30 protein-coding genes and 1 pseudogene are annotated in these 25,501 nt (G+C 45.7%); 10 read left to right on the top strand and 21 right to left on the bottom strand.

The window, feature by feature from the left end:
* Nucleotide 1: 1 nt before the first annotated feature.
* From A1sIIA65_RS02290 to A1sIIA65_RS02265, 6 genes are all read right to left on the bottom strand, one after another.
* Nucleotides 2–1,864, bottom strand: coding sequence for a DEAD/DEAH box helicase (locus A1sIIA65_RS02290; protein ID WP_095675981.1), 1,863 nt, complete (start codon nt 1,862–1,864; stop codon nt 2–4).
* A gap of 126 nt (nt 1,865–1,990) precedes the next feature.
* Nucleotides 1,991–2,770 carry a GreA/GreB family elongation factor gene (locus A1sIIA65_RS02285; RefSeq protein ID WP_095675980.1) on the bottom strand — a complete coding sequence of 260 codons (780 nt, stop codon included), beginning with the start codon at nt 2,768–2,770 and terminating at the stop codon, nt 1,991–1,993.
* The gene (locus A1sIIA65_RS02280; protein WP_095675979.1) at nt 2,770–3,252 is read right to left on the bottom strand and encodes a hypothetical protein; all 483 of its coding nucleotides are present in this window, start codon (nt 3,250–3,252) and stop codon (nt 2,770–2,772) included. Before A1sIIA65_RS02280 ends, A1sIIA65_RS02285 begins: the two co-directional genes overlap by 1 nt.
* On the bottom strand, nt 3,249–4,178 hold the full coding sequence (locus A1sIIA65_RS02275) for a tetratricopeptide repeat protein (RefSeq protein ID WP_095675978.1): 930 nt from the start codon (nt 4,176–4,178) through the stop codon (nt 3,249–3,251). Before A1sIIA65_RS02275 ends, A1sIIA65_RS02280 begins: the two co-directional genes overlap by 4 nt.
* A gap of 273 nt (nt 4,179–4,451) precedes the next feature.
* Complete coding sequence (locus tag A1sIIA65_RS02270) at nt 4,452–5,501, bottom strand: GIY-YIG nuclease family protein (protein WP_095675977.1); 1,050 nt, start codon at nt 5,499–5,501, stop codon at nt 4,452–4,454.
* Between the two features lie 33 nt (nt 5,502–5,534).
* Nucleotides 5,535–6,161, bottom strand: coding sequence for a hypothetical protein (locus tag A1sIIA65_RS02265; protein WP_095675976.1), 627 nt, complete (start codon nt 6,159–6,161; stop codon nt 5,535–5,537).
* 273 nt (nt 6,162–6,434) lie between these two features.
* On the opposite strand from A1sIIA65_RS02265, the gene A1sIIA65_RS06975 reads away from it, so the two are divergent.
* The 4 genes from A1sIIA65_RS06975 to A1sIIA65_RS02245 are packed head-to-tail and all read left to right on the top strand — an operon-like array spanning nt 6,435 to nt 8,111.
* On the top strand, nt 6,435–7,004 hold the full coding sequence (locus tag A1sIIA65_RS06975; RefSeq protein ID WP_125932721.1) for a hypothetical protein: 570 nt from the start codon (nt 6,435–6,437) through the stop codon (nt 7,002–7,004).
* A 30-nt stretch (nt 7,005–7,034) separates the two neighbouring features.
* Nucleotides 7,035–7,436, top strand: a complete 402-nt coding sequence (locus A1sIIA65_RS02255) for a hypothetical protein (RefSeq protein ID WP_095675974.1) — start codon at nt 7,035–7,037, stop codon at nt 7,434–7,436.
* An 8-nt stretch (nt 7,437–7,444) separates the two neighbouring features.
* Complete coding sequence (locus A1sIIA65_RS02250) at nt 7,445–7,894, top strand: hypothetical protein (RefSeq protein WP_095675973.1); 450 nt, start codon at nt 7,445–7,447, stop codon at nt 7,892–7,894.
* A gap of 4 nt (nt 7,895–7,898) precedes the next feature.
* Entirely contained in the window at nt 7,899–8,111 is a 213-nt protein-coding gene (locus A1sIIA65_RS02245; RefSeq protein ID WP_095675972.1) for a hypothetical protein, read from the top strand.
* Nucleotides 8,112–8,310: 199 nt separating this feature from the next.
* Here the strand turns inward: A1sIIA65_RS02245 and A1sIIA65_RS07080 are convergent.
* A pseudogene (locus tag A1sIIA65_RS07080) lies at nt 8,311–8,682 on the bottom strand (DoxX family protein); the annotation flags it as partial.
* A gap of 63 nt (nt 8,683–8,745) precedes the next feature.
* Here A1sIIA65_RS07080 and A1sIIA65_RS02235 point away from each other — a divergent pair.
* From A1sIIA65_RS02235 to A1sIIA65_RS07065, 4 genes are all read left to right on the top strand, one after another.
* Complete coding sequence (locus A1sIIA65_RS02235) at nt 8,746–9,111, top strand: hypothetical protein (protein ID WP_095675971.1); 366 nt, start codon at nt 8,746–8,748, stop codon at nt 9,109–9,111.
* Between the two features lie 30 nt (nt 9,112–9,141).
* Nucleotides 9,142–9,342: a hypothetical protein gene (locus tag A1sIIA65_RS02230; RefSeq protein WP_095675970.1), complete on the top strand. Its 201-nt coding sequence runs from the start codon at nt 9,142–9,144 to the stop codon at nt 9,340–9,342.
* A gap of 99 nt (nt 9,343–9,441) precedes the next feature.
* The gene (locus A1sIIA65_RS02225; protein ID WP_095675969.1) at nt 9,442–9,816 is read left to right on the top strand and encodes a hypothetical protein; all 375 of its coding nucleotides are present in this window, start codon (nt 9,442–9,444) and stop codon (nt 9,814–9,816) included.
* A gap of 4 nt (nt 9,817–9,820) precedes the next feature.
* Nucleotides 9,821–9,943 (top strand): hypothetical protein, encoded by a 123-nt coding sequence (locus tag A1sIIA65_RS07065; RefSeq protein WP_257789651.1) that lies wholly within the window; start codon nt 9,821–9,823, stop codon nt 9,941–9,943.
* Here A1sIIA65_RS07065 and A1sIIA65_RS02220 read toward each other — a convergent pair whose 3' ends face one another.
* Together A1sIIA65_RS02220 and A1sIIA65_RS07075 are read right to left on the bottom strand one after the other, a co-directional pair.
* Complete coding sequence (locus A1sIIA65_RS02220) at nt 9,944–10,591, bottom strand: UbiA family prenyltransferase (protein ID WP_095675968.1); 648 nt, start codon at nt 10,589–10,591, stop codon at nt 9,944–9,946.
* The gene (locus A1sIIA65_RS07075) at nt 10,592–10,726 is read right to left on the bottom strand and encodes a DUF2256 domain-containing protein (protein WP_095675967.1); all 135 of its coding nucleotides are present in this window, start codon (nt 10,724–10,726) and stop codon (nt 10,592–10,594) included. It lies immediately after the preceding gene.
* 176 nt (nt 10,727–10,902) lie between these two features.
* Here A1sIIA65_RS07075 and A1sIIA65_RS02210 point away from each other — a divergent pair, with 176 nt between their 5' ends.
* Complete coding sequence (locus A1sIIA65_RS02210; RefSeq protein WP_095675966.1) at nt 10,903–11,367, top strand: hypothetical protein; 465 nt, start codon at nt 10,903–10,905, stop codon at nt 11,365–11,367.
* On the opposite strand, the gene A1sIIA65_RS06995 is transcribed toward A1sIIA65_RS02210, so the two are convergent.
* From A1sIIA65_RS06995 to A1sIIA65_RS02200, 3 genes are all read right to left on the bottom strand, one after another.
* The gene (locus tag A1sIIA65_RS06995; RefSeq protein WP_190277136.1) at nt 11,364–11,513 is read right to left on the bottom strand and encodes a hypothetical protein; all 150 of its coding nucleotides are present in this window, start codon (nt 11,511–11,513) and stop codon (nt 11,364–11,366) included. The two genes, A1sIIA65_RS02210 and A1sIIA65_RS06995, sit on opposite strands and share 4 nt — an antisense overlap.
* Nucleotides 11,514–11,576: 63 nt before the next feature.
* Nucleotides 11,577–11,939, bottom strand: a complete 363-nt coding sequence (locus A1sIIA65_RS02205; RefSeq protein ID WP_095675965.1) for a thiol-disulfide oxidoreductase DCC family protein — start codon at nt 11,937–11,939, stop codon at nt 11,577–11,579.
* A 78-nt stretch (nt 11,940–12,017) separates the two neighbouring features.
* Nucleotides 12,018–12,641: a nucleoside/nucleotide kinase family protein gene (locus tag A1sIIA65_RS02200; protein WP_095675964.1), complete on the bottom strand. Its 624-nt coding sequence runs from the start codon at nt 12,639–12,641 to the stop codon at nt 12,018–12,020.
* Between the two features lie 24 nt (nt 12,642–12,665).
* Between A1sIIA65_RS02200 and A1sIIA65_RS02195 the strand changes: the two genes are divergently transcribed.
* Nucleotides 12,666–13,886 (top strand): AGE family epimerase/isomerase, encoded by a 1,221-nt coding sequence (locus A1sIIA65_RS02195; protein WP_095675963.1) that lies wholly within the window; start codon nt 12,666–12,668, stop codon nt 13,884–13,886.
* A gap of 3 nt (nt 13,887–13,889) precedes the next feature.
* On the opposite strand, the gene A1sIIA65_RS02190 is transcribed toward A1sIIA65_RS02195, so the two are convergent.
* From A1sIIA65_RS02190 to A1sIIA65_RS02150, 9 genes are all read right to left on the bottom strand, one after another.
* Nucleotides 13,890–15,332: a bifunctional 2-methylcitrate dehydratase/aconitate hydratase gene (locus A1sIIA65_RS02190; RefSeq protein ID WP_095675962.1), complete on the bottom strand. Its 1,443-nt coding sequence runs from the start codon at nt 15,330–15,332 to the stop codon at nt 13,890–13,892.
* 5 nt (nt 15,333–15,337) lie between these two features.
* Nucleotides 15,338–16,474: a bifunctional 2-methylcitrate synthase/citrate synthase gene (gene prpC / locus A1sIIA65_RS02185; protein WP_095675961.1), complete on the bottom strand. Its 1,137-nt coding sequence runs from the start codon at nt 16,472–16,474 to the stop codon at nt 15,338–15,340.
* Nucleotides 16,475–16,504: 30 nt separating this feature from the next.
* Nucleotides 16,505–17,386, bottom strand: a complete 882-nt coding sequence (gene prpB, locus A1sIIA65_RS02180) for a methylisocitrate lyase (protein ID WP_095675960.1) — start codon at nt 17,384–17,386, stop codon at nt 16,505–16,507.
* An 80-nt stretch (nt 17,387–17,466) separates the two neighbouring features.
* Nucleotides 17,467–18,711: a family 43 glycosylhydrolase gene (locus A1sIIA65_RS02175; RefSeq protein ID WP_095675959.1), complete on the bottom strand. Its 1,245-nt coding sequence runs from the start codon at nt 18,709–18,711 to the stop codon at nt 17,467–17,469.
* A 12-nt stretch (nt 18,712–18,723) separates the two neighbouring features.
* Nucleotides 18,724–21,093, bottom strand: a complete 2,370-nt coding sequence (locus A1sIIA65_RS02170) for a transketolase-like TK C-terminal-containing protein (RefSeq protein ID WP_095676828.1) — start codon at nt 21,091–21,093, stop codon at nt 18,724–18,726.
* An 8-nt stretch (nt 21,094–21,101) separates the two neighbouring features.
* Nucleotides 21,102–22,247: an aminotransferase class V-fold PLP-dependent enzyme gene (locus A1sIIA65_RS02165; RefSeq protein ID WP_190277135.1), complete on the bottom strand. Its 1,146-nt coding sequence runs from the start codon at nt 22,245–22,247 to the stop codon at nt 21,102–21,104.
* Nucleotides 22,248–22,249: 2 nt separating this feature from the next.
* The gene (locus A1sIIA65_RS02160; protein ID WP_095676827.1) at nt 22,250–23,074 is read right to left on the bottom strand and encodes a carbohydrate ABC transporter permease; all 825 of its coding nucleotides are present in this window, start codon (nt 23,072–23,074) and stop codon (nt 22,250–22,252) included.
* A complete protein-coding gene (locus tag A1sIIA65_RS02155) occupies nt 23,075–23,980 on the bottom strand; it encodes a carbohydrate ABC transporter permease (protein WP_190277134.1) in 906 nt (301 codons plus the stop codon).
* A 136-nt stretch (nt 23,981–24,116) separates the two neighbouring features.
* Complete coding sequence (locus A1sIIA65_RS02150; RefSeq protein ID WP_095675956.1) at nt 24,117–25,478, bottom strand: type 2 periplasmic-binding domain-containing protein; 1,362 nt, start codon at nt 25,476–25,478, stop codon at nt 24,117–24,119.
* Nucleotides 25,479–25,501 lie beyond the last annotated feature (23 nt).

Here is a 25,501-nt window from a genome sequence, read left to right as displayed (position 1 = left end):
TTTATACTCCGTTATTTACGTAGGTGGGTCTGATTCCAAGCGCCTCTGCGATGGACTTTTCATCTTCTTCTTTTACTGCCGGATCTAATGTCTGTTGAGCCAAGTAAGCCTTAAGTAGTAAGCGATCGTCAATGACTTCTTCAATAGTTCCTGTATAGACAAGTTTGTGTACGAAAACGGTATTGACTTGACCAATTCGATGAGAGCGAGCTGTAGCCTGAGCTTCTTTAGCAGGATTCCACTGCCTATCGAAATGCACCACGTGGTTTGCAGCCACAATATTTAGACCCTCGCCCGCTGCGCGAGTATTGCACACAAGCACCGCAAATCCATCTACAGATTGAAAATCAACTATTTTTGGAAACCGAATATCTGATACTTCTCGGCCATCAATTACGGCACAATAAACACCTGGATAGGCCTCTTGGATTACACGTAAAATCAAATCCGCAGAGTCGTGCCAAGAGGTAAAAATAATAGCTTTTTGATTTTGCTCGTACACGCGATCAAGCAAGTCGAGCAATATATCCACCTTCGCATCTGGAACGTTCAACATGTAATCCCCAACTAGCGGCGGATAGGTACAAAAGCGCCGAAGCTTAGTGATGAGCCCAAATTTTGAGCCTCCTGTTTTGCTCAAATCTGATTCTCTTCTCACGTCTTCGTATTCTTGAGTAAATTGAAGACTTGGCTCTATCCAGTGGACCTTCTCCACCAATTCTGGCAGATCGGGCAATACATTCTTGACAATTCTACGCATGATTAATGGTCGGACTAATTCTCCAATGCGATCAGCTTCTGCAATTTGGTTTTGCACTAGGTCCTTCATAAAGTGCAAACTACCCATTATCCCTGGTCGAATTAAATCTGTGAGCGACCACAAATCTACGAGATTATTCTCTAGCGGTGTTCCGGTCGATAAGAAAATGGGAGCTGAGGCAAATTTCCTGACTGAATCTCTAGTAACTGAAGCAGGATTCTTCATCACGTGTGCTTCATCGCAAATAATGAGGGTCCAATCTAGTTTGCACAAGAAGCCCCAATCACGATTTATAATTGGGTACGTTGTAATAACGACTTCATTTTCTCCAATTCGAGAAGGGATTAACTGTCGATCAGGTCCCGCGTGTATATAAGGTTTTAGAGCAGGTAGGAATTTGTTGAATTCAGAGATCCAGTTCAATTTGAGACTACTAGGGACAATTACAAGCACCCTGGGTTTACCTTCATTTTTCAGCTCGTTGTTAATAAGTCCCAATAGCTGGACTGTTTTTCCCAAACCCATCTCGTCACCCAAAATAGCCCCTACGCCACTAGACCTAACTCCACATAGCCAATCGATTCCCTTTTTTTGATACGGGTAGGGTTCAAGAGCAAGCCCTGCGTCGATACTTTTTAGGAGTGCTGAATCCGTTAAAAAATTGAGATTTCCTTCAATAATCACTTGTACCAGATTCTGATTTTTACCAGCAATTAATTTCATGTAATCTGCCAAATTAATTACTTCTCCTAATTGGAGATGATTTTCAGTGATAAAATCTGAATATCGTTGAGCTTCATCCAGAACCAATGGAATCCAAGACTCATCGCTGACGATATGGTCCACAGGAAACTTCTTTAGCTTAGATATATCAGCTGCAGAATTCTGGCTTTTAATTTCAAGTTTTAGCAAGTGACTCTGCTCTTCAACTCTGAACTGGAATGAACCAAAGCCTTCAATCGTTAATCCAATTGCCGAAGTAAAGTCATCGAGTCGTGCTCCCCAAAAAATTGAGGCTGAGACTCTATTGTCTTCTTCTCTGCTTAAAGAATTAACTACAAAATTATCTTCTACAATCCATCTGCTTGATAAATCTTGAGTCATGAATGACCTTTAATTTCATTCATGAACATAGATTACTAACATTCGACGAATTTGCAGATTCCGGTATACAGAATGAAACTTGAAAAGTGTCACTCTGGATAGATGCGTTTGCCATGACACCACGAATCATCCTCCCTTTTGATAGCGAGTATTGTTTGAAGTCCAGGCATTTAAATTTAGACTCACACTTGGACTGCTTACAATCGCGCGATTCAATTTAGAAATAATCTGCTCCATTTGCTCAAGAGACGGAAGTGCACATTCGAGAATTTTTCCTGTTATTTCTGCTCCACTCGGAATTGTGTATGAGAAAGATTGATCAATTCGTTTGCCAACGCAAGCCTTGCCTAGTGGGGAGTCGACCGAATAGATATCTAGATTACCAAGGGAAATCTGTGCGCGTTGATACTCGGTGAGCAGAATGAATTTAGAGATTTTACCCATGAAATCCACTGACACGATGGAATACAAGGCGACTCTCTTCTCGTGAAGCTCAAAAAATTGGTTAGAAGTTTTAAACTTTCTGTAATTGTCTCCTACCTTTTTTAAAAGTAGATCACGCTCAGTTTGAATTTCCTGTATTTTTTCGTAATAGCCGTCTCGCTCTTTCCCTGCTTCGTAAATTTTCGCCCAAGTTTCATTTCTCAGCTTTTTATTGATAGCAAAATCTCTATGAGCTTCGCCTAGTCCATAATTAAAATTGTGACTGTCGTATTCCTTTTTTAGTTTAGATATCTCAAGTTGCAATTTGTCACACAATTTTGAAGTCTCAAATATTCTATTGTCTAAAAAGAAAATTGATTCAAGCCTACTTTTTAAAGATGGGTCGAGTTTTTCAATCTCGTCGCGAATATTAAGATGGCCTTCTAGTTCCAATGCAAAATCCCGTGGGTCGTATGTAATCATTATGAATCCCAATTCATATGTTCAATGAACTCCATGACATCCCACTCAAACACACCTGATTCGTCCCATGGGAAATCCTTTCCACTTATAGAGCTCATGTCCAGTGTTCTCAAGTAATACTTTCCTTTGCGAGGGGTGAGTTCACTCAACCTGACATTCACAGGGGCATGAACGATTTTTCCATCGGCACAATCTGGCTCACAGAGATTCTTGTAATACTCCCCTGTTCCTGAAGCCCCGTCTTGATTCCAGGACTTCCAGTTAATCTTGTCGATGTAAGCCCCGCCGTCTCCGCAGTAGATCATGATGGATACAGGCTTGTATTCAGGGTATTCGCAGTCCCAGGTGAGCACCTGGGAGGGCTTAAGTTTGAGAGGTTTTGTAACTGTTTTTGATGAGTCATCACTCATGATGAAACTCGCAGCAAGTGCGGCGGATAGGAACACCGCACCTGCTGCGAATACTGCTCGAGACTTCATCATGCCGCGATTGTCTCTTCAATTGTCTTGATTCTCTCAAGACGGGCTTGGGCTTCTTCAGCGCGGTCTAGGGCTGTCAGCGCTATTGCAAGCTCTTTGTTAACCGCGACGATATCTTCCCAGTCTTTATCCTCATCAAGGGTGAGTAGTTCAAGTGATCGAACTAGGTGCTTTTCGGCATCTGCATACTCTTCACAGAGTAGGTGCGCTGCCCCTAGTCGGTAACGTGAATACGCTTCCATTCCGAGGTCTTCAGCTACTTTCGTGTAATTGAAGTAGTGCTGTGCATGGAATCTTGCTTCTGGGCCATTTTTAAGGGCTATGTAGGAAAGTGCTAAGTAGTTATCACACCATCCAACAAATTCTGGATTCTTTGCCTCTTTGCAGAGGGAGCGAGCATTTAAATAACTATCGATTGCATCCTGATAGCTCTTTAACTTCGCTAGCGCCATTCCAACGTTGAGGAGATCAATTCCCATCGTGATGGTTGAAATGTCTGGATATGTTATTGTCTTTGCGGCAATGTGGTTGTCGAGCGACTTTCGCCACTCGTCAATTCTGTACCATGCACGTCCTGCTGCACGGAGTTCCTCTGCTTGGCCTTCAAGATCATCATCGAGATCTTTCATCTTTGCCAGCTCTTCATGCATCTCGGCAGCCTCTTTATGACGCTTGAGATTTTCGTAGCAATGAGCTTTGCCATGATAGAGATGAATGAGCTCTTTAAGATAAAGATCTAATCCACCTTGCTTAAAGTAGATATCAATGGATGTATCTACTAAATGTAAGCACTCTATGTAGTTATCTCGCTTGTATGCGATGTGGCTGAGTTCATCTAGAACTTCAGCGCGTTCTGTCCCTTCGGACGTACTAATGCGATCCCAGAGTTCTTGCTCTCGGGTGTCTTTCTCGTTTTTCTCGGTGCTCACCGTTTCCTTTTCTTCCGACAATGGTGCTTCTGACAGTTGGAGAAGTTACAGGCCGTCACTGACATCTTCGCTTGGGCCTGGGGTTGCTGCTTGGAGCGGAGTTTTTGGGGGAAGCGGAGAGTAACACAGAATTCGAACAGGTGTTCGTATGATAATCATACGGTTGAGCGTAAAGGGGGCCTCTGTTAGCCCGTTCGGCTAGCCGAACAAGCCGTTCGGATTCCGAACACTCCTTTGTTAGGAATTCCTAACAAAGCCTCAGCCTGGGTTCGCTCAGTAGCCCTTCTTAGGATCAACGATGACGGCCTTGGTGGACTCCCCCGCGGTGGTGAATTCTGCGACTAGGTCAGGGTGGGCATCCTTGAGGGCTTTCTTATCTAAGGACTCGGTGACCTTTTCTGTACGAACCCATTTAAAGACTCCATCGATTCCAGCATGTGTTCCGCACGCAACCTTGATCTTGCTTTCAGATTTCATTTTCGCCCATAGTGCTTCGGCATTAACTCGCCGTAATTCAAGACTAAACCCATGTAAAGATTCCTTGGTTGCCTTTCCAGCCTCAATCTTCTCTACAAGTGGCTCAAAGCTTTCTACCATTGTCGCAAAGTTTGGGTCAAAATCTTTAAACTCTTTCTTAAAGCTACGAGAGCCCGCATAACTTGGCGTGCCCTTAACGGTGGACTTAGTTATGGTGAATTTGGAGTAGATATCAAAGTACTTTGCTTTGAAAGCATCTTCATCGAAGGTGGATTTACCTTTACGCTCTTGCACTTGTACGAATGCCTCGACTTCCTCTTCTTCATCCTCGTCATCGAGTGCTTCTGCAAAGATTTCCTTGATTACGTCAAACATATCTTCACAGGCCTTTAGCTTGGCATTGGACTCAAGATAAATCTCATTGAGCTGCTTTAGCTCATCAGTAGCCGGGATGACATTCTCATCGGATTGAATCTTGGCTAGCTTCTCTGCCTTCTGGATATCACTAATGATTTCTATTGCCTCAGAAGCCAGTAAATCTGCCTCCGACTTAACCTTGGCGAGTTCATCAGAGTTCAACAACATCCATTCACCACGGACTCCAAGTGGGGCAAACTTTTTATGAAGAAGCGTCTCCACGAGCTCGACAAGCTCAGTCTTCACAACACTTTCAATATAGAGCTCGCGTGGATTGCCTGTTTGATGCTCCAGCAGTCTCTGTGTGGAATCACGATCTGCGTTCTCTTCATTTTCTCGGACGATTCCAACCTTAAAGTACTGGGTTAATTCCTTGGTTCGGAGGTCTTTCTCGCCGATGAAGTAGATCTCGCCTGCTGCGGTAGCCATAGTTAAACTAGTCTCTCATATTGTGACTAGTTTTCACTCCCCTTCATTCCAAAGTTTGATTCCAGCGGCAGTTTCGTAAAATTCAAGAACTTTCATAAATCGCTCAGATTTCAATTCGCGGATTATGACTGTGCCGTTGAAACTTGTGGTCCGATGCATTAATCGCTCTAGCTGAGTAAATGTTAGCTTCGATTTATCTTCATTTTTAAACTCACAAAAGCAAAAAGTAGGAGTACCAATAAAATCAAAAATTAAGTGAATCATTTCATAATCAATTTCTCTAGGAAACCTATCACTTGAAAATTCATGAATCCAATCAAAAATTGCAGCATTTGTGTGAATTTTTGAAGATTCAGAAATAATGGCTAATTCTGACAAATTGGCGTTAAGCATTCCTTGTTTCTGCAAATTTTGTTTCTTACTAATTGAACTATAAAGCTTGAATTCAAGGTAATTGCAAAGTATTTTCATTTGTTTTGCAAATTCTTTATTTGATTCTTTAGATGTAAATCGAGATACCTGTTCATACATAGGGATTACAGATTCAGTTGCATATTTAAACCATTCTTCAATCTCTTCAATGAATAGATCTGTGGAGAATCTAGAAATAAAGTCTGGTGAAAGTTGTTCGCGTGAGAAATCTTGTAAGTTGCTAGGCATGAATTCCTCCAGATGTTGGCCTCTTTACGGCCTCCCGTTTCCACAGTATCTATAGAGCATTACACAGAGAATGCTGTACCGTCCAATCGTTTGACACTCCCCCCTGCTACCCTTTCCCTAGGTCAAGAACTAAGCGTTAAGCCCTTTAGCTTGCTTAGTACCAATCCGCGCATAACTCGCGCACGGTGGTTCTAAAGGAAGACCTGCCAGCGATGAAAGACACCGCTGGAAGAGCGGGTCTCTTGTATAGAGGTCCAGTAAGGACTATTTGTTATGCCACCTATTGGTTTATTAGTGTGCACAACCTGTTTTGGGCTTACATCTGCAGGACATGGGATGCAGCGCTGTAGATGTGAGAAATACAAGGCTTATCCAGGTGTTGATTGCCCTAGTGGTTTTCACCTGTGCACTATGTGTGCTGCCTCTATTGCAGGAGGCACTGGGCGCTACTCCTGGAATGTCTGTGAAGTCTGCTTAAAGTTCAATCGCAGCCTGAATACAAAGTATGGAGTCTCTCTGCCACTTGGGCGACACTCGATCATGAATGGAATCAGTATTCCTATTCATGCCACGAAGAGCGTGCAGGAAGAGGGAATCACAGAGATGCTCAACTTCTTAGATAAAGCCCAGAGCCTTTCTGATTGGGGAGATCTTCAAGCTCGAACCTTGTTTGAATCAGTACCTATGTGGAGGAAAGAACCATTCATCCGCCTACGGCGGTGGGAGGAGAAGTTCGCACTCTCTAAGGTCAAAGCCACAACACGATCTGTGACGGCGTTTAAACAGTACTTACGGATTGAGGATTTTTCAGTGCTGGGTAGCTCAGATGTCAGTGAAGAGTGATACTTTAATTGAGAAGAAATGGAGAAAAAAATGAGTGATGTTATTGCAGCGGTAAAGGTGAATGGCGAATTGCTGGTCTATATCGATTTTGACCGCCCAGTTTGGCAGAACGCTACCTTCAAAGAATTGGCATCTACGCCTTCTCTTGAGAACTTTCTTGTTGATGGAATTCTCGGTTCATCATCGCAAGCCATCTTGGGTAAGTATGGAATTTCCAAGAACTTCTCAGAAGATGATTTCTGGGGCGCAAGCGATGAAGTGCAGAAGGCTAGAGATGCTATCTACGCGGCCACTGATTTGGATTTGGAATACATCTACTACGACGATCGTGATCCACTTATCGATGGCGACCTACTGAAATTCACATCAAAGGCCAGAATCCAGAAGTTGGGCTCTGAAGCTTTCTATGATTTGGTGAAACCGGTTCGGTAAGTATCACCATGACTCATTTTCTTCCTACGCCCTGGGACAAGGTTGAAATACCTGAAGAATTTCTCAAGCTCATAGGTGTACCGGATGAGTTTCAACCAAGAATGATCCCTGGGCCGATGGCAATCCTCGATAGCCTGGCTATTCCACTTACCGACAAAGTACTTTCGGAATGGATTGCCTTCTCTGAGGATGTTGTCTGTGCGCTAGAGAGTGATGGCTCATTTGAGAATTCTTGGATGTGGTTTAGTAATCGAGCCCATCACTTCGACCCAAACGTTGAACCATATTTTAAAGATGGAATTTTGTGGTGCGCATACAAGGATCCCGATAATGGCAAATTGCGAGAGTATCTTTTCCGCCCCCTCAATGAAGATGAATGGGAGCGATATTTAGGGGCTGAATCAAAATCGCCCGACCGAAGCCAACTGTTGTTGCACAAATATTGGGGAGGGAACTAAAAAGATGCCGAATTCACCGAAGCGAAAGCCTCTGACTGCAATTTCTTGTCCAGGTTGCGGCGAAGTTGGACTGCAAAAGATTGTTTATGGAATGCCCAGCGATGACTTTAACTTCGATAAATACATTGTTGGCGGATGCATCATGAGTGATTTCGATATTGGATGCAAGAAATGCGGTTGGACAGGAATGCGTCAAGAACTTAAAGCAGAGACTTAATCTTCTTTATGGATAGCCACACCACCAAAGTCGCTACTGTCGTTATCCCCGTAAGCACGCTCGTCACCAACAGATTCCCATCTTCTAGGAACCTGGTTCCAACTCCTCCGATCAAAATGCCGATGACTGTGGCTACTTTGTTCTCTCTCATCACTTTCTTCACATAATTCCAGAAGCGCTTGAAACTTCCTTGAGGCAAAGCTGTTGTTGACCAGAGTGCCCACAGCACTAGCAACGGCTGAAAGAGCAATCTGATTGCGCGAGCGCGATCACTATCTAGCCCAAAGGCATCTATCTGATTGACGAATTGAGAGATGTTTCCAGGAAAGATTGCGATGAAGAAGAGCGCTGTGGCTATTCCTACTTCTCTGCGTCTTTGAAGGGATACGAGAGCTAGACCGAGTGCTATCTCAACTACACCGGATGCAAGGACTACAAAGTCAGGTGAGAAGGGAACCCATGGTGGTACTTGAGCTTGGAACTCCATACGGCTTGTTGTGAGGTGGAGCGTGCCGGTATAGATCAGGGTGGCACCTAAGAGGATCTGTGTGAGTTTACGGATGAGGTGCATGAGTTGAGTTTAGGGTCAATGTCCTTCCATAACCTTCATTTAATTGCGCTGTAATCTCTCCCCATGAACACTCCTGCACTGCGCACCACACTCAAAGCTGGCTCTATTGTCTTTGGGACATCTGCTCTCTTTCTTCTTGTCTTGCCATCTATCTTTCTTGATCTCTTAGCGTTATCAAAGAGTGCAGAGATGATCTGGTCGATGCGCATGATTGGGATAACTCTGATTGCACTGGCTGGCAATATGTGGAATAACGCAGGGCAGGTAAGTGATGTGAGAGTCGGTAGCGTGGCAAAGGTGATGTGTGTCTGCGCTATGGCACTCGGTGTGCTCACCCTCTTGATTCCAGGTGAGATCACCTGGTTTAGCTATCTCTATGCAGCTGTTGGCTTTGGTTTTGGCCTTACCTACCTGAAGAGCCTTCTTTAATTTCTTGCCTTTCTTGCCTACTATCTATCCATGAAATTACGAGCCCTACCGATCTTCGCTTTTCTCTGCGCCCTCATCCTCACAGGATGTGGCGCCTCATCTGATGGCGGTGCCACAGATACTGATTCCTATAACAAGTGCCTAGAGCTAGAAGCAGCAAAGCTCTTGGATGAGACAGGCTCAAATCTGGATTATGCCAATGAAAAGGCAGCGCAGATCTGCGCTCAGTAGCGGCGCCTTGAACTTTCAAGGTGCAGCGCTAGGTGCCAGGACTTAACCTTGCGGGGAACCCGCTAGGGATTACACGTTTCTTGGAGAGGAAACATATAAATGGATGAGAAATCATTAATCGATCAGTGGAACAAGATGCGCGTGCAGATTATCCAGGCTCAGGTTGCACCAGCACTTGTCCTGATTGCCATCACAGTTCTTTCAGCGATGCATGTCTTTCACAAGGCGCCAGATTCAGCTAAGTATCTAGCTCTCGGTGTTGCAGCAGCTACAGGTATCTTGGCAATCATTAGCCAATATGCAGCTGTGCGCGAAGGTGAAGCGCTCTTGCTTGACCTGAAGAAGGTTACCAACCCATCAGCGTTGACTAAGAAGATTGCAGACTCACGTGGTCTTCTCTCACTCTCAGCAATTGCCATCGTGGGTATTGGTATTGCAATCTTCGCACTCGTTGTGTGGGCTGTTCTAGGTTAAATCTATGGAAATCGGATTCATTATTATTGCCATCTATGCGATTGCGGTCATAGCTCTGGTAACGCGCTTTGATGGATCTAAGAAGAAGAGAAAACTCAAGACTGGCCGTGGTGGGGATTTCGAGTAGTTAGAAGAGAAAAAGAACCACCACGCCCAGTGCAATCAGAGTAACTGCTGCAAGTATTGAGCGCTTCTTACCTAAGCGCTGCGGTAATCCTTTGATACCACTTGCCTGATCTTGATCCATATCCTTGATCACATTGATGAAGTGAGCTGCCATGCCAAAGAGTGCTCCCCCAAGCCACATCCACACAGGTGGTGTGATCTCCTTCGATATTGCTATCGATGAGGGAAGGGCTGCAAAGGCAATTGCATAGGGCAGCGGTGATGCTGCATTGAATTTGAAGTAGAAGTTATAGCCAATGCCACAAGCAATACCGAGCATATAGACCAAGCCACCTTTGATGCCCAGTGGTCCAAAGAGATTAATGAGGAATGCACAAGGTGTCATGAAATAAATCCACTTACGTAGGTATTCAGGTGTTATCAGCCCTGCAACAAGAGGCTTCTTGGTGCGCTGATGAGCAAGATCATCTTGGTAGTCATAGAGATCATTGCTCCAGCCAACTACGAACTGTCCGCAGCAGATGCCAAAGGCGATGACATAGGCAGGTCCTTCCCACCAGTAATAATTAGCAAAGATCCAACCGATGGTGGTGACGATGAGTGTGGGGCCAAAGTGAGATGCTTTACGCAGTCCTTGGAGCTTGCTCATCTACCGCCCCTTACATTTCTCTGAGCAGTACTTCACGTTCTCCCAATCTCTGGCCCACTTCTTGCGCCACTCAAACTCAAGGCCACAGCGCAGACATATCTTGGGGGCAAAGCCATTTTTTATCTTTGCCTTCATGGCGCAAATATTACCGTCAGCTGCTGCCGAGTTACAGTGTGAGAGCGGCTATGAGTCTTATGGGAGGGATGCGCACCACACCTGCCCGCATCCATGACTCTGCGCTCTTTTTTTCATATCACAGCCATAGATAATGGCTAGTAAAATTATCGGTAGTTGAGAATGGAGTTGTGGTAATGAATATTCCTGTCTTCGGTGATGTGAAGAAGTTTGATCTCACCCTGATTAGATTTCTAAATAAGGTGAGTATGCCTGCCCTTCAAATCTCACTCGGAGTTATCTTCATCTGGTTTGGCCTCTTAAAGGTCGCCGGTGATAGTCCAGCAAATGAGCTCATCACAAAGACTGTCTACTGGTTTAACCCAGATATCTTCATCCCCATCTTGGGAATCTGGGAGGCGCTCATTGGAATCTGCCTTCTCGTTCCCTCATTTATCCGCGTGGGCCTTGCACTACTTGCCCTACAGATGCCGGGAACATTTTTGCCACTCATACTTCTTCCCGAGGTATGTTTTCAGAGCAATATCTTTGATCTCACTCTGGAAGGTCAGTACATCGTGAAGAACCTCGTACTCATAGGAGCTGCGATGGTGGTGGGCGCACGGCTCACTCCTATGATGAATGAGAGAAAAGCTCTTTAGTTATTCTTTACGTATTCAGATGCGTGAGGGAAGCCGTTCTCTGCAAGCTTCTCTGCAATATCAGCTTTAACTGCCGCAACGACCTTATGTGTTCCGTTGCAATTCTTCTCAGGATCTGTTGTGTAACCACATTGGCAAGCGCCCATGAGATATCTCTTTTCTAGGTAGGTAGATGCAAATCTTATGCCCAGGGCAGGTGGCAGCGCTCGTTAACGCACAGCACGCTCAAGGAGAACTGTGAGTGCCTTTATCGGTAGTGAATTTCGATGCGTTGCAACCCAGTGATAGCCCAGATCACCGAGCTTTCCTGATGCCCTCACACATCGAGAGAGGCCTCGATTGCCGCGCAGTGCAAGCAATTGCGCTACCGCTTGCGCCCCGCCATAGACCGTGCCATCAATCAGTGCGATGACCTCTCTCTCACACTGTGCTCGTGTGAGGTGAAAGCCTGCAAGATCTGCGCTCTGAAAGGGGTGTGCCTCAATATCAAGGTTGCTACGCAACCAGTTCAGCGATGCGAGGCAGAATCTGCATTCTCCATCGAAGATGACGGTGGCGCACTTATCTGGCATTACTCAACACGCTTTCAAGAAGGTTATGCTCAAATTCTATAGCAGGGCCTTAAAAGAAGCCCTCTCAAAGTTTCTGTCTTAACTTAAGGTGACGACGAAGTCCGCCTTGCTTTCAGATTCTTGGATTATGCGGGCATTTACTTCATCTGTGCCTTCAGACCAATCCTTGGCATCCTGGGCAGGCTTACCAAATGCGATATGCCTAGCAATTAATCTCTGCATACGTAGCTGATCATCTACCGTTAGATACCACGTCTCATCTAGGTAACTAGCCACATCTTCCCAACCAGAATCGGTATGGAGCAGGTAATTGCCTTCAACAATAACTAACTGTGCCGTAGCTGGGATTACCCCTGCATCAGCAATCGATGCCTCAATCTCTCGCTTAAAAATTGGAAATCTCACATCACCTTCGCACTTCTTGACCTGTGCAAGTGTCTGAATAAAGCTATCAACATCAAAGGTGTCCAGGGATCCCTTACGCTCACGACGGCCGAGCTCAATTAACTCTTCATTACTCATATGAAAGCCATCCATAGGAAGAATGGCTACTAACTCCTGTGAAAGGCGCTCACGTAAGTAATCGGTAAAGGTGGATTTTCCAACGCCAGGCTTACCAACGATTCCTAAGATGAATCGAGGAGATCTCTCTTGAAGCGAAGTCGCACGGATAAGTGCGCTATCGCGAGTCAGGCTTTTCATGTTATTCGATAGTATCGTAACGGGATGGCAACTATCAGTGCAGAACACAAGGAGTTTCTCCTGAAGGAGGCTCACTCCCTACTTAACTTTGCACGTGGCTCGGTCATTGATACCGGTGGGTTCGGCTATCTCACCGCAGATGGAAAAGTAGATTCATCTAAACCACTTGAGTGTTATATGCAGGCAAGAAAGATTCAAGTCTTCGGTTTAAGCCATCGGATGGGATTGGCAGATTGCACAGAACTCGTTGTGCATGGTGTGCAATCTCTGAGTAACATCTTTAGAGATAGGAAGAACTGCGGCTTCTATAGCGCTGTCAGCGCTGATGGCGCAGTCGTCAGCGATAGAAAACTTGCCTATGACCACATGTTTGTACTCCTTGGGGCCACAACAGCGATAGAACTCGGTGTACAAGGCGCTCAAGAGTTATTTGATGAGGCACAGGCAATTATTGAGAAGTACTTCTGGGAGCCAGAGTTTTCGATGATGAGAAATGATTGGAGCCAGGATTTCTCATCCCTAGATTCCTATAGAGGAATCAACCCCAACATGCATGCCGTTGAGGCGCTGACAGCTGCCTTTGAGGCTACTGGTCAAACTGTTTTTAGAGATCGTGCCTATGCGATAGCGCAGCGAGCACTTGATGGATTTGCTCGTGACTGCGAGTGGATGTTGCCTGAGCACTTTGATGCGAAGTGGAATGTGCTTACCAATTTCAATAGTGATAATCCAGCAGATCCCTTTCGCCCCTATGGCATCACCATTGGACACCTCTTTGAATGGTCTCGTCTTGCACTCCAACTAGATCTAACAATGCCCAAGGAGCAACAGGGGCGCACATGGGTACTTGAAAGTGCTCGTGCCATCTATGAGATCGGTAAGAGATATGGATGGGCTGCCGATGGATCTCCTGGCTTTGTCTACACAATTGATTGGGAGAAGAAGCCGGTTGTAACTTCACGGATGCAATGGGTAGCAGCTGAAGCTCTTATGGCTGCTTTTACTCTCTGGAAAATCACAGGAGAAGATCAATACTTAGATGATTACTACACCTGGTGGCAGTATATTCAAGACCATGTCATCGATAAGAAATTTGGTTCATGGCATCACGAGTTAAATGCAGCCCAAGAGGTCACAACAATGACATGGTCTGGAAAGCCTGATGTCTATCACGCCTTTAACGCCTGCATCATGCCTCTGCTTCCCTTTCAGGCAAGCTTTATCGGTAGTACAAAGAAGTTGTGAGTATCAGCGCTTAGCTAAGAGATCCATATAGTCACTGACAGAAGTCTTTGCTAACTTCTCGTAATCAAGTGAGAGGGCAAGGATTTGATCTTGCTGCTCCTTGCCATAAATGCGAGCAAGGTTGACTTTAAACTTCTCCACTAGAAGAGGGATGCCCTCTATGCGCCTGCGCGCATGGCCTATTGGATATTCAACTGCCTCCTCCCCAAGGATGCTTCCATCATCAAATTCAATAGTGATGGCATTGGCAATAGAGCGTTTTTCGGGGTTGTGATAATCAGCTGAGTATTGAGAATCTTCAACGCAGATTATCTTCTCGCGAAGTAGGTCAATGCGAGGATCTGCTGCAATATCTTCTTCATAATCACGGGCAGTCAGTCGGCCAAAGATCAGAGGTACTGCGACCATATATTGAATGCAGTGATCGCGATCTGCAGGGTTATTTAAGGGGCCCTTCTTATCGATAATACGGATACATGCTTCATGAGTACGGATAGTCACCTTTTTAATCTCTGCAGCGCTCTTACCGGCTGCAACCATCGCTCGGTGAAGTGTCATGGCAGCTTCGACTGCAGTCTGTGAGTGAAACTCTGCAGGAAAGGAAATCTTAAAGAGGATATTTTCCATGACATATGTCCCGTATTCACGCTGGAAGGTGAAGTGGTTACCGCGGAAAGATGAATCGTAGAAGCCCCATATCTTTGCAGTAAGAGCTGTTGGATATCCCATCTCACCGGTAGATGCGATCAGAGCTAAGCGCACAGCGCGGGATGTGGCATCGCCTGCAGCCCATGACTTTCTAGAGCCTGCATTAGGAAAGTGGCGATAGGTGCGCAGTGATTGACCATCAACCCAGGCAAGTGAGACGGCTGCAAGAATTTGATCTCGGGTTAGCCCCATCATCTGAGCTACAACTGCTGTCGATGCAACCTTGACAAGAATGACGTGATCGATGCCGACCTTATTAAATGAGTTTTCAAGTGCGATACACCCTTGAATCTCATGCGCCTTAATCATCGCTGTGAGAACGTCGCGAATTGTAAATTTCTTATCGGTTGTGCGGCAGAGCCAATCTGCAGTTGCCAGAATGCCACCCAAGTTATCTGATGGGTGTCCCCATTCAGCGGCAAGCCAGGTGTCATTAAAATCTAACCAACGAATCATCGCCCCGATATTAAAAGCCCCTTGCACGGGATCGAGTTCATAGCTGGTGCCTGGAACTTTCACTCCATTTTTAACGCTGACTCCAGGTGCGACAGGTCCTAGTAACTTTGTGCAGGCTTCGTATTCCAGAGCCTCTAAGCCACAGCCCAATGTGTCCATAAAGCAGTTCCATGCGGTCTCATATGCCACATCGGATGTCACCTTGAAATTGATTACATAATCCACGATATCGATGATCTCTTTATCGTAGGCGAGATTTGATTGAACGATATGTGATGACATGTGGATTACCGTTTCTCTATCGGGATAAAGGTGAGATCTTCAGGGCCTGTGTAATTGGCGCTGGGTCTAATGATTTTGTTATCTATGCGCTGTTCAATCACATGTGCTGCCCACCCAGTTGTGCGGGAGATGACAAAGATAGGTGTAAATAACTCAGTAGGTATCTTCATCTGGTTATAGGCAACAGCTGAGAACCAATCAAGGTTAGGGAACATATTCTTAATCTCCCACATCACAGATTCAATCCTTGATGCGATGTCATAGAGCTCTGTGCTGCCTTGGTCTTGGGATAGCTCCTTAGCAATCTTCTTAATGATCTCATTACGTGGATCAGAGACTGTATAGACAGGGTGTCCAAAACCAATGACGACCTCTTTATTGGCAACGCGAGCTCTGATATCTGCCTCAGCTTGATCTGGATTGCTATATCGCTCTTGAATCTCAAGTGCTACCTCATTGGCACCGCCATGCTTAGGTCCACGTAGAGCACCGATCGCACCTGTAATTGCAGAGTAGATATCAGAATTAGTTCCTGCGATAACACGACCTGCAAATGTTGAGGCATTAAATTCATGTTCGGCATAGAGAATAAGGGACGCATGCATCGAATCTATCCAGAGCTTACTTGGCGCCTCGCCATGGAGCATATGAAGGAAATGTCCTCCAATGGAATCATCATCAGTCTCTACTTCGATGCGTATGCCGCTATTGGCAAAGTGATACCAATAAATGAGTATTGATCCCAATGATGCAATCAAAGTATCGGTGACCTCTTTTGCCTGCACCTCATTGTGATCAAGTGATTCAGGTGCTACGCAACCAAGTGCTGAGACTCCTGTGCGCATAACATCCATAGGATTGGCAGTTGCAGGGATTTGCTCAAGAATATTCTTCACCGATGGCGCCAAACTTCGAAGACTCTTCAATTTAGCTTTATAGGAGGCAAGTTCTGACCGTGATGGCAGAGTCCCATGAATCAATAGGTGCGCTACCTCTTCAAATTCACAGTGAGCTGCAAGATCTGCAATATCAAAACCTCGGTAATGAAGATCATTGCCGCTCTTACCCACGCTACAGAGCGCTGTATTGCCCGCTACAACGCCAGAGAGTGCGACAGATTTCTTCGGCTTAAAATCGACCATAGTGCTCACCCTTTACTTCTTGGCGGAGTTCTACTTATCTTTCTGGAGTTTATCTAGGCGTTCTTCGTACTTGTAGTAGTCAATGCTTTGATAGAGCTCTTCACGAGTCTGCATGGTCTCCAATACTCCAGCTTGAGTTCCATCGCGACGTATTGCCTCATAGACATTTTCGGCAGCCTTATTCATCGCTCTAAATGCAGAGAGTGGATACAAAATCATTTTCACGCCACTTGCAGCTAACTCATCGCGTGTAAAAAGTGGCGTCATGCCAAACTCGGTGATGTTGGCCAGAATTGGCTTCGAAGTAGCCTGACTGAACTTCTTAAAATCTTCAAGAGTAGTAATTGCTTCAGGGAAGATCAGATCAGCACCTGCCTCTATATAGGCGTGCACGCGCTCGAGGGCAGCATCTATTCCTTCGATAGCGATCGCATCTGTCCGAGCCATGATTGCAAAGTTCTCATCTGTGCGCGCATCTACGGCAGCCTTAATGCGATCGACCATCTCTGCTTGAGAGACAACCTCTTTATTGGGGCGATGCCCACAACGTTTAGCCCCCACTTGATCTTCGATATGCATGGCAGCAGCCCCTGCCTTAATCAAATCTTTGACTGTGCGAGCAATGTTATGAGCTGAGGCGCCAAATCCTGTATCAGCATCGACCAAGAGTGGGAGCTCACAAACATTGGTAATGCGGCGTACATCTGTCAGAACATCTTCTAGGGTCGTAATTCCTAAATCTGGGATACCGAGAGAACCGGCTGCCACTCCACCACCTGAGAGATAAATTGCCTTATAGCCTGCGCGTTGTGCAAGGAGCGCGTGATTAGCGCTGATTGTTCCAACTATTTGAAGAGGGTTCTCATCAGCTAAAGCGTTACGAAATCTTGCTCCAGCAGATGTAGTGGACATGAGTTAAGTATAACTTCCTTCTCTCTATATGCAAGAGAAATTTTAGTTATATCTCCTTTCTCATAGCTACTGTGACTTGATTACTCTTTTGCAAAGGAGAACCAATCAAGATTAACAAGTGACTCACCCTCACCTCTAAAGACTAGATAAATATCCTCTTCTCCCCCACTGTTATTGAGGCGAGTTGAAAATGATCGATAACCTTTCCAAGCAAGAAAACCTGGCTCAAGAAGACACGTTCCAAGTAATGGACCATCAACTGATTGTGAGTGGATTTGAATTGTCGTATCAACTGTTGGAGATGCATAGAAGTGAATCAGAGCATTCTTAGGAATATTCCTAACCTTCGGATAGTAAAGATAAGAGCCATCCTTGATATTGGAAACGTCAAAACCTAACCGAGGATTTTCCTTCTTCGAGCAGTTGTGTGCTGCCATAAACCACTCAGCCTCAATTTTGTTCCATTGCGCATCGTATTGACCAACACCCATTTCAACTATGAGGCCATCGGTAACGATCTCTCCATTATCTCTGTAATGAATATAGGTGATTCCACTTGCGCGATGGACAAAGTGAGGATCAAAGATTGTGAATGCATTGAAATCTTGATTATTCATGGAGAAGAAGGAGCCATGATCAGGAGATGCTCCAAAGTTTCCTCGGAATGTGTATGGGCCATAGAGATTTTTAGATGTGGCATAGAAAGATGCCCAGGTGAGGTAATACGTTCCATTGTGTTTATGAAGGGATGCTTTGTCATCTGCATCGTGACCTACTTCAATGCGTTTTGCTTCACCCTTTATGGAAATCATGTCATCACCTAGCTCGGCCATGAAATAGCCAGCGCCTTCACCGTATGCCCACGAAGGCCCACCAAATAAGATGTGGGCAGAACCATCGCTATCGATAAATACGGCAGGGTCATACTCGGTAGTTGTTGTCAGCGTTCCATCCAAAAGTGGCTTGCCGAGAGCATCAATAAAGGGACCACCCGGTGAATGTGAAGTTGCAACACCTGTTCTTTGATTGCCATCTGAGAAGTAGAGGAAGTAGGTGCCATTTTTAGTAGCAGCATCGACTGCCCAGCATTGCTCGGAAGGCCCCATATAGAGATCTTCTGGGCGAAGAGTTGATTCCAATTTCCATTCAACTAAATTAGCTGATGACCAAATCTGCCAATCTTGCATGCGCCATAAGGTGTTATCGCGAGAGAAATCATGGGATGCATAGAGATAGGCCCGTCCGTCAAAGAGATGGATATGAGGATCGCAGACACCGCGCGATGGGATGATTGGATTCTTCAGGTGTGAAACTTCTAGCTCCATGGTGAGAACTTGCTACACATTCAAACTTAGCGCAGCTAGTGCGCCATTGACGATGGATCCACTATCAAGATCATGGATTCGATAAAGGTCAGCAATCGTTCCTGATTGACCAAAGGTGTCAACGCCCATTGCTACTTGTGGCATTCCCAGTGCTGAACCAAGCCATGACATCGCATGCGATGCGCCATCATGAACTGAGACAATCGGTGCACGCTCAGTAAAGATCGGACGTAGCGCACCAGGAAAAGATGGTGTGCTCGCTGTGCGAATTCCTTGCTTGAGAGTGCGCTGCCAGCTTCCATAGAGGCGTCCAGGTGAAGTTACTTCAACAACGTGGGCAATAACCCCCTCTTGAGCAAGTTCTTGGGCCGCAAGTAATACTTCAGGCATCACAGCACCTGTTGCAACGAGATGAACTACAGGTGCTTGTGAATCATCAAGTGATACTCCAGGAGTATTGCGACCATCGACTAAGCGATAAGCACCTGCAAGAACTTGGGTGCGAAGGAGAGCATCTCCTAATCGCTCTCGCGCTTGTGCAAATGGAGCTTGATCAATTGGGCGTGTGGTGAGACGGAAATAGAAAGCAAGTTCACTGGGGCGCAAATCTGGGGTTGTATCGCTCTTATTGCCGGCAACATGTGCAATGGCATCACAGAGCATCCAATCAAGTGCCTGCGCATAGGCAGGTTCCATCAAAACTACTCCCGGTAGCTCCATGCCAACCGAAGGTGTAATTGTTGATTGGTGGGCTCCACCTTCTGGTGCAAGTGTCACACCTGATGGAGTGCCAGCAATAATAAATTTCGCACCTGAATAGACGCTATAGATAAATGCATCAAGACCACGAAGAACAAATGGGTCATAGACAGTACCGATAGGAATAAGTGGTTGATCTGAGTGATCATGAGAGAGGCCGAGCATGCCAAGGAGCATGAATAGATTCATCTCACTGATACCTAGCTCAATATGTTGGCCCGTAGGGCCTTCTGCCCATTTGAGAACAGGATCTTCATTCCATCGGCGTAACTCTTGCGGATGAAATACTCCAGTCCTATTAATAAATCCACCAAGGTTTGTCGAGGTGGCAACATCCGGAGCAGTTGTTACAAGATATGGCCTGATAGCTTCATCGCGACTAATCTCAGTTAATACGCGTCCAAATACCTCTTGGGTTGAAATCATTCCCGTGCTCTTTGGATTAGTCGTCGTTGGTATTACTGCACTGATCTCCTTTGATGAGCTGGCACGTTTCAGCGCTGCATTACGTTTTGCAAGAAAAGTACCTGCAGCGGTATCTAGATCAAAGCCATCCCATTCATTATCTAAGCTCAAACCCATAGCGCTGCGCATGACATCGATTTGCTCAGTAGACATCTGCGCTGAGTGATTACGTGGGTCTCCAGCCATAGGAAGGCCCCAACCCTTTACTGTGTAAGCAAAAACAACGCTAGGGCGGTCAGTAACTGCATCACATGATTCAAATGTCTCAACGAGTGACTCGATATTGTGACCACCAAGATCGCTCAGAATTTCAAATAGTTCAGTATCGGAATACTTCTTTAGGTGCTCAGCAACTCCGGTGGGTGCACCGTCTAGAAAACGAGCCCTCAGATCTTCGAGCTTTTGCCCATAGAGTGATTGATACTGCTCATTAGGAATGTCATCAAACCATTTCTTAAATGGCTCACTGCCACTAGCTGAGAATGCTTTCTTGAGCTTTGAGCCATACTTCACCTCAGCCACATGCCACCCAGCAGCTTCAAATTGGGCACGCCATTGTGCGATACGGATACCTGGAATTACTCGGTCTAAAGATTGACGATTGAAGTCAACGACCCACATCACATTGCCAAGTCCATCGGTTGCAGGATCTGCAACTGCCTCCCAGATATTGCCTTCATCGAGTTCTGCATCACCTATGAGAGCAATAAAGCGAGAGGCCGGTCTTGCGCCAAAGTGAGCATCCACATAGCGCCTAGTAACTCCTGCAAAGAGCGGGGCTGCAGCGCCTAATCCCACTGAACCTGTAGAGAAATCAACAACATCAGGATCTTTCGTTCTAGATGGATAGCTCTGTAATCCACCAGCGCTTCTTAACATCGTCAAATACTTCTTATCAAGATTTCCTAGCAGGTATTGGATGGAGTGAAAGAAGGGAGATGAATGGGGCTTAACGCTCACACGATCATGCGCATTGAGGTGATACATATAGAGCGAAGTCAGAATTGATGACATGGAAGCACTTGAAGCTTGATGTCCGCCCACTTTGATTCCATCGTTATTTACTCTGTCATGGTTTGCATGATCGATCATTCGAACCGCAAGCCATAAGGCGCGAGATTGAATCTCCTCCAGTATCGCGCAATCCTTTTCAGATATGCCCATGGTTATTTAAACTCCGCACGCACCGCAATTGCCAGGGCCTCATAATCTGCCGGAGTGTTATAGAGCTGGCCGGATACGCGCATGAAGTATTGGTCGCATGCAGTCGTGATCGGTACCTCTATCTTGTGAATCTCAGCAAACTTACGTTGCAGCGCAATACATCCATCACGCCCGCCATCCATCTTATGCAGGGGTATTACTCCAAGGGGCAGCTCTTCCTCGCGTAGCTCATCGCTGCCAACTCCGAGCTCTGTCATCACTAAATCTCGGCCATATCTCATACGTGCAATATTTGCAGCGCGCACTCTCTTCCATCCAATTTTTTCATAAAATTCAATGGCAGAAGGTGCTGCAAGCCATGGACTTAAATCAACAGTTCCCAGCATGTCCCATTGCAGTGGATAGAGCTCAAGATCTTGCCACGAGACTATAAGTGGTCTCATCTTCTCTTGCCAGCGTTCTGCAACGCGATAGACACCGCAACCTAGTGGCGCTGATGCCCATTTATGAAGATTGCCAAACCAGAAATCAGCATCGAGCATATCTAGATCTAAATCAAAGTTACCTGGGGTATGGGATGCATCGATTGCAATAGCTATCCCCTTTTCTCGACATAAATCACTGAGCGCTTGGATTGGGAATGTGCGAGCCGTTGCTGAAGTCACGTGATCGACAACAAAGAGGCGAGTACGTGGCGTAAAGGATGCTTTGACGATTGCAATAACTTCTTCATCTGTGGCAAGACGTGGAATGACAACAGTGATGAGCGAGCCACCTGCAGCTTCCACTGCCCGTTGCACTGCATAAATCACAGCGCCATATTCATGGTCAAGAACTATCGCCTCATCGCCAGCTTTGAAAGGAAATCCTCGCATCGTGGTGCTTGCTGCCTCAGTGGTATTTCGCACCAGCGCAATCTGTTCTGGCTTTTGATTGAGGAAGGTCGCAATCTTTGCTCTCGCCTCCTGCACCTCAACCATCGCATGGCGAGCGAAGAACTTCACTGGGTTAAGTTGCACCCGATCTTGAATCTTCTTTTGAACTTCTTGAACCACAGTTGGCACAGCACCGAAGGAGCCGTGATTACAGTGGCGAACGCTCTCATCTAATTTCCAGGCGCTTTTATACTCTTGAAGATCAAACTCCACGGTTATCCCTTCACGATTCCGGCAGTCAACCCTGAGATCATAAATTTGGACATCAGTGCGAAGATAAGGACAGTTGGGATGATTCCGATCATGACCGATGCGGCTAGACCGCCCCATTCGATGTAGTAGGCGCCGATAAATGAACGCATCGCAACAGGGAAGGTCTTATTCCCATCTGAGTCAATAAGAATCATTGCCAAGAAGAGTTCGTTCCAGCACTGCACAAAGGCGAAGATAAAGGTTGCTGCAATGCCAGGAAGTGCGACGGGGAATACAACTCTAAAGAGTGCGGTGAAGCGATTACATCCATCGATCATCGCTGCTTCATCAAGCTCTGGAGGAATGCGCTGTAAGAAGCCTCGGAGCATGATTGTGGCAAATGGAACCATGCCACCTACGTAACACAGGGTGAGTCCAATCAAACTATTGAGTAGCCCCACTTTGCTCAGCAAGAGGTAGAGAGGAGCTAGTGCAATGAGCGCTGGAATCATTTGAGTTACAAGGAAGACGAGCATGATTTGTGACTTACCCTTGAATTTATATCGTGCAAGAGCATATGCACCAAGAAGGCCCACAAAGATTACAAATGCAGCAGCTGCAAGTGCCACCAATAAGCTGTTACGTAGATATGTACCAAAAGCGTATTGGCTAAAGAGAGTTCGGTAGCTATCGAGAGTTGAATTTGATTTAGGGTAATAGATTTTCTGTGTTACTTCTCTGACTGGGCGAATTGAAGTAAGTGCCATCCAGTAGAGAGGAAAAATGGTAAATATGAACCAGAGTCCAAGAACAGTGAATTTTGTACCCTTACCGAGTGCCTTCAACATTTATGACTCCTCCGACTCTTTTTCGAGGCGTGTTGCCAAGAGATAGAAAACTGAAAAAATCAAAAGAACGCTGAGAATAAGAAGACCGAGTGCAGAACCACTACCCCAGTCCTGATCGTAGGTAATCTTTTGGACAAGCCACGATGAGAGAATGTGTGTCTGCTGATTTGGACCACCACTTGTCATGCCAAAGATGATGTCTGGGAAATTAGTAATCCAAATGACTCTCAGAAGTACGATAAGAATCAAGGTCTGGCGGATGTAGGGAATGATGACCAAGAACAGAGTTTTAGTCTTTCCGCATCCATCAAGATCGGCTGCCTCAAGCATCTCTTTCGGAACACCTTGGAGCGCTGCCAGAATCATGATGACGAAGAAGGTCACGCCATACCAAATATTTGCAATGATCACAGCTGCCATTGCCCAGTTGGCATTTGAAAGCCAAGGAATGGGAACATCAATAATTCCAGCCTTGAGCATCATGTCGTTAAGAACGCCTAGGTTGTCATCAAAGATCCACTTCCAGACCAATCCCATAAGAAAACCTGAGAGTGCCCAAGGAATGAAGATGATTCCCTGATAAATGCCAGAGAACCGGAACTTGGTTCGGAGGTAAAGAGCGAGGCCAAAGCCAATGGTGAATTGGAAGAAGAGTGAGACTGTCACCCACAAGATTGAGTTCTGGATTATTCGGCGAAATGCCAAATCCTTGAAGATTCCGCGGAAGTTTTCAAAGCCGTTATAGAAAATATTGCTCTGATCAAAGAGCTTGTAATTCTTAAATGAGAGATTTGCAGTGGCAAAAACTGGATAGTAAATAAAGATTCCAACTAATAACAGCGCTGGGAGTAAGAACCATAGAGGTGCAAGAACATTCTGTGCACTCTTTCCATCCTTACGAGCCACTTTATGCATTGAACTCTTCACCGCGAAAATACCCCAACTCTCAATGATTCATATTTATGAAGTGTCAACGGTGGCTAGTAAGTAAATTTCTAGCCACCGTTGCTTTGCAACTTCTGCCTCTATTTAAGCAGTTTTACTACTTGTTGTAAGGATTGATGCACTTTGTATCCCAGAATGCGCCCCAAGATTTGAGGGCATCTGATGTTGAAAGTGAACCTGCATACATTGCCTGCATGTCCTTATCTGCCTGGGTGAAGAATTCGCCGTAGCAGGTTTGTGCGACATCTGAACCGTCAAGTTTAATTTCCTTCTTATCCTTGCCGATCTTGTCGTAGATAGCCCAAGCACCAGTCTTAAAGAATGGGTCTGATGCAGCTGTCTTTGTCACAGGACCAACACCATATGCACGAGCGAATGATGAGTGCTGTGGGTCTGTTGTGATGTAGTCAAGGAAGTTAGTAGCGATGTTCTTGCACTTTGAAGACTGTGCAATAGACCATCCACCACCGCTTACATCCTGAGCTGAGTAGCCTGTTGGACCCTTTGGCATTTGAGCCATTATCCACTTGCCACTTTCGAATGGAGCAAACTTCTCATCAACAATCTGGATAACTTCGTTATCCTGAATGAGGTAGTGAGCTACTCCATCAACAAAGCCCTGAACCATTTCTGGGTAACCCCATGAAACAGCTGCCTTTGGTGATGCTTCACGCCAGATCTGCATCATCAGATCAAGAGCTTCTTTCGACTTTGCACTGTTGAACATGCTTGTTGAAGTGCTCTTATTCCAGTATCCGCCAGAGTTTAGATCTGGTGCGTTATATGCACGGATTACGAAGATTGCCTGAGTAAATGATGCACGTGCTCCGCGCATTGCATACATCGAAGATGTTGCAGTGTTTGAAGACTTAGCAGCAAGAATGTCAGCCCATGTTGCAGTTCCAGCCTGAATCTTCTTAAGAACAGCTGGTGCTCCTGCAGCAATTGGTTCTGGACGAACGAATGCAGCCTTTACGTAGTAACCATTTGGAACCATGTAGGTAGATTTCTTACCAAATAGTTCAGCCTGGAACTTGGAGTAGTCAGTTAAGCCAGCCCAGCCCTTGGTCTTTGAGAAATATGGATAGATATTTGCAAGCTGCTTAGCAGACATCGCTTGACCCAAGATTGCTCCTGCAGGTTCAACGATATCTACATTCTTAGCCTGTAGAAGCTGAGTGATCTTTGCAGGAGAGTCTGCTTGTGATGGAGAAATGATTTCTACCTTCACATTTGGATTCTTAGCTTCGAACTGACGTGCATATGCATTCAGAAGTGGTGTACGAGCTGGTCCTGCGAAGTACTCGATAAGACGAACTGTCACTGGCTTAGCCTTTGTTGGCTTACATGCCCATGTTGCATCTGCAGCAGAGCTTGAACCCATTGACAGAACGCTGATGACAAGTGAGGCAGCAGCAACTGTTGCAAACCCCTTGCGTGTAGCGCGTGAATTAATCACGTTTCTCCTCCTTGGTTAGATGG

It is taken from the genome of Candidatus Planktophila dulcis (genome assembly GCF_002288225.1).
Taxonomy (GTDB): Bacteria; Actinomycetota; Actinomycetes; order Nanopelagicales; family Nanopelagicaceae; genus Planktophila; species Planktophila dulcis.
Note: the sequence above shows the minus strand (reverse complement) of the source record. Positions and strands in the feature narration are given on the sequence as shown.